We start from the raw sequence: 2,523 nt of genomic DNA on the forward strand, positions 1-2,523 counted from the left end.
CGCTCGCTGGACGACATCGTCCTCGACCGTCCCGTCGACCGGGTCGCCCGGCGCTTGTTCGAGCACGGCGGCGTCGACGGCGTGCACGTGAACTCCTCGGTCATCACCGTCGACCTCGCCGGCGGCTCGGTCGGCGACGGCATGCAGACGATCATCGAGGACCTGTTCCGCTTCTACCCGGGCACGCCCGACGAGGAGCCGACCACCGAGGTGGCCGCCGAGGACGCTCCGGAGGCACAGGAGCCCCTCACCGAGGACGAGGCCGAGCTCCGTGAGGCGCCGGAGGCGGCTGCGGCCACGGGCGGCGGCGAGGTCGACACCCCGGCGGAGGCGCCGGCCGAAGCGCCGGACCCCGACCGTCCCGACGACGAGACAACACCGGCCGACTGAGCCGTGGGCGACGCCGGCGACCTCACGCTGCAGGAGGCGGCCGACGCGCTGGACGTCCACTACATGACCGCCTACCGCTACGTGCGGTTGGGCGTGCTGCCGGCGCAGCGGCGGGGGCGGGCGTGGGCGGTGGCGCGAGCCGACCTCGATGCGTTCATCGCCGAGCGCTCGAGCGGGCCGGTCGAGGCGGGGCTCGGGCGGGGATCGGTCGACTGGTCGCTCCGGCTCCGACGCCGGCTGCTGGCCGGTGACCGGCTGGGTTCGAAGAACGTGGTGGAGGCCTCCCTCGCCGCCGGCACCGACCCGGTCGGCGTGTACGTCGACGTGGTCGCGCCGGCCATGCGGGCCATCGGCGTCGGCTGGGCGTCGGGCGTGGTCGACGTGGCCGAGGAGCACCGCGCCTCGGTGGTGGTGACCCAGGTGCTGGCCCTGCTCGACAGCCGCTTCACCCGACGTGGCGTGCGCCGCGGTGTCGTCGTGGCCGGCGCGGTGGTGGGGGAGCGCCACGCCCTGCCAGTGCGGATGGTGGCCGACGTGGCGCGACTGTCGGGCTACGAGGTCCACGACCTCGGTGCCGACGTGCCGGTCGAGTCCTTCGCCCACGCCGCCGGCGACGCCGACCCCCTCCTGGCCGTGGCGGTGAGTACCACGACCCCGGGCAACGAGGACGCCGTGCGGGCGACGGTCGCTGCGCTCCGGAAGCGGGTGGACGTGCCTGTGCTGGTGGGCGGCGGTGCGGTGCCCGATGCCGACACATCGGCCGCGCTCGGCGGGGACGGGTGGGCGCTCGACGCCCGGGGCGTGGTCGAGCTCCTGGAGGCCTTCTGAGGACTGCACGGAGAGGTCACGTCCTCTCGCGCTTCGGTCTGGCGGCTTCGCCGCCGTAGGGCACCGCGCCCGTGGGTCGTCTCGCCTTCGGCTCGTCTTCCAGACCGGTTGACGGCACCCGAACGGGTGTTCGATACTGACGGCGTGGGTCGAGACGTCGGAGCGATGCGCGCCGCCATGGCCGGTGGCGCCGAGGACCTCGCCTCCGTCGCGGCCCGGGTGCAGCCCACCGTCCTGGCCCGGGCCCAGCGCCTGGCGCTGTTGCCGGCCCTGGAGACCCTGGTCCCCGGCGGGGGCCTCCGGCGGGGGTCCACCCTGTCCGTGGACGGCATGGCGGCGACCTCGCTCGCCCTCGCCGCCGCCGCCGGCCCGTCCCGCGACGGGGCCTGGGTCGCCGCGGTCGGGTTCCCCTCCCTCGGCCTGCTCGCCGCCGCCGAACTGGGCATCGCCCTCGAGCGCCTGGTGCTCGTGGCCGAACCCGAGCCGCTCCTGCCCGGCGAGCGGGTCGACGCTGCGGCCTGGCCGTCGGTGGTGGCGGCGCTGGTCGACGCCTTCGAGGTCGTGCTCGTCCACGCCAGCCACCCGGTGCGCGCCGCCGACGGTCGCCGCCTCGTGGCCCGCACCCGCGAGCGCGGTGCCGTGCTCGTCCAGGTGGGCGGCACCCGGGACACCGGTGCCCTGTGGCCCGAGGGCGCCGACGTGGCGCTGCGGGTCGTCGACGCCGCGTGGGAAGGGCTGGGGGAGGGGCACGGCCACCTCCGGGCCCGGCGGGTCACCGTCGAGGCCGGTGGACGGCGCGAGGCGGCCCGGTCGCGCCGCGCCGAGCTGTGGCTGCCCTCGATCGACGGCACGGTGGAGGAGGTCCTGCCCGAGCCGGTGCCGTTGCGGGCACCCCGGGGGAGCGAGATCGCATGACCCCCCTCCTGCCCCGCAAGGTCCTGCCGGTCGGGCCGGCGGCCGACGAGCCGGTGCGCACGATGTCGATCTGGGCGCCGGACTGGCCGCTGGTGGCCGCAGGGGTCGACCCGGCGACGCCGGCGGCGGTGTTCGTCGCCAACCGGGTGGTGGCGTGCACGGCCTCGGCCCGCGCTGCGGGGGTCCGGCGCCACATGCGCCGCCGCGAAGCCCAGTCGCGGGCCCCGTCGCTGCTGGTGCTCGACCACGACCCCGACCGCGACGCCCGGGCCTTCGAACCGGTGGTGCAGGCCGTGGAGGCGCTGACGCCGCGCATCGAGGTCGCCCGGCCGGGCCGGTGCGCGTTCCCGACCCGTGGGCCGGCGCGCTACTTCGGCGGCGACGAGGCCC

4 protein-coding genes are annotated in these 2,523 nt (G+C 76.7%); all 4 read left to right on the forward strand.

Annotation, left to right across the window (positions count from 1 at the left end; genetic code table 11):
- Positions 1 to 390, forward strand: a 390-nt coding sequence (locus VMN58_12855) for a hypothetical protein (GenBank protein HUF34087.1), incomplete at its 5' end; no start/stop codon positions are given.
- A gap of 3 nt (positions 391 to 393) precedes the next feature.
- Positions 394 to 1,218, forward strand: a complete 825-nt coding sequence (locus VMN58_12860; protein HUF34088.1) for a B12-binding domain-containing protein — start codon at positions 394 to 396, stop codon at positions 1,216 to 1,218.
- A 144-nt stretch (positions 1,219 to 1,362) separates the two neighbouring features.
- Positions 1,363 to 2,133 (forward strand): hypothetical protein, encoded by a 771-nt coding sequence (locus VMN58_12865; protein ID HUF34089.1) that lies wholly within the window; start codon positions 1,363 to 1,365, stop codon positions 2,131 to 2,133.
- Positions 2,130 to 2,523, forward strand: a 394-nt coding sequence (locus tag VMN58_12870; GenBank protein HUF34090.1) for a hypothetical protein, incomplete at its 3' end; no start/stop codon positions are given. The genes VMN58_12865 and VMN58_12870, both read left to right, overlap by 4 nt.

The sequence above is a fragment of the Acidimicrobiales bacterium genome, from assembly GCA_035512495.1.
Lineage (GTDB): Bacteria > Actinomycetota > Acidimicrobiia > Acidimicrobiales > CADCSY01 > DATKDW01.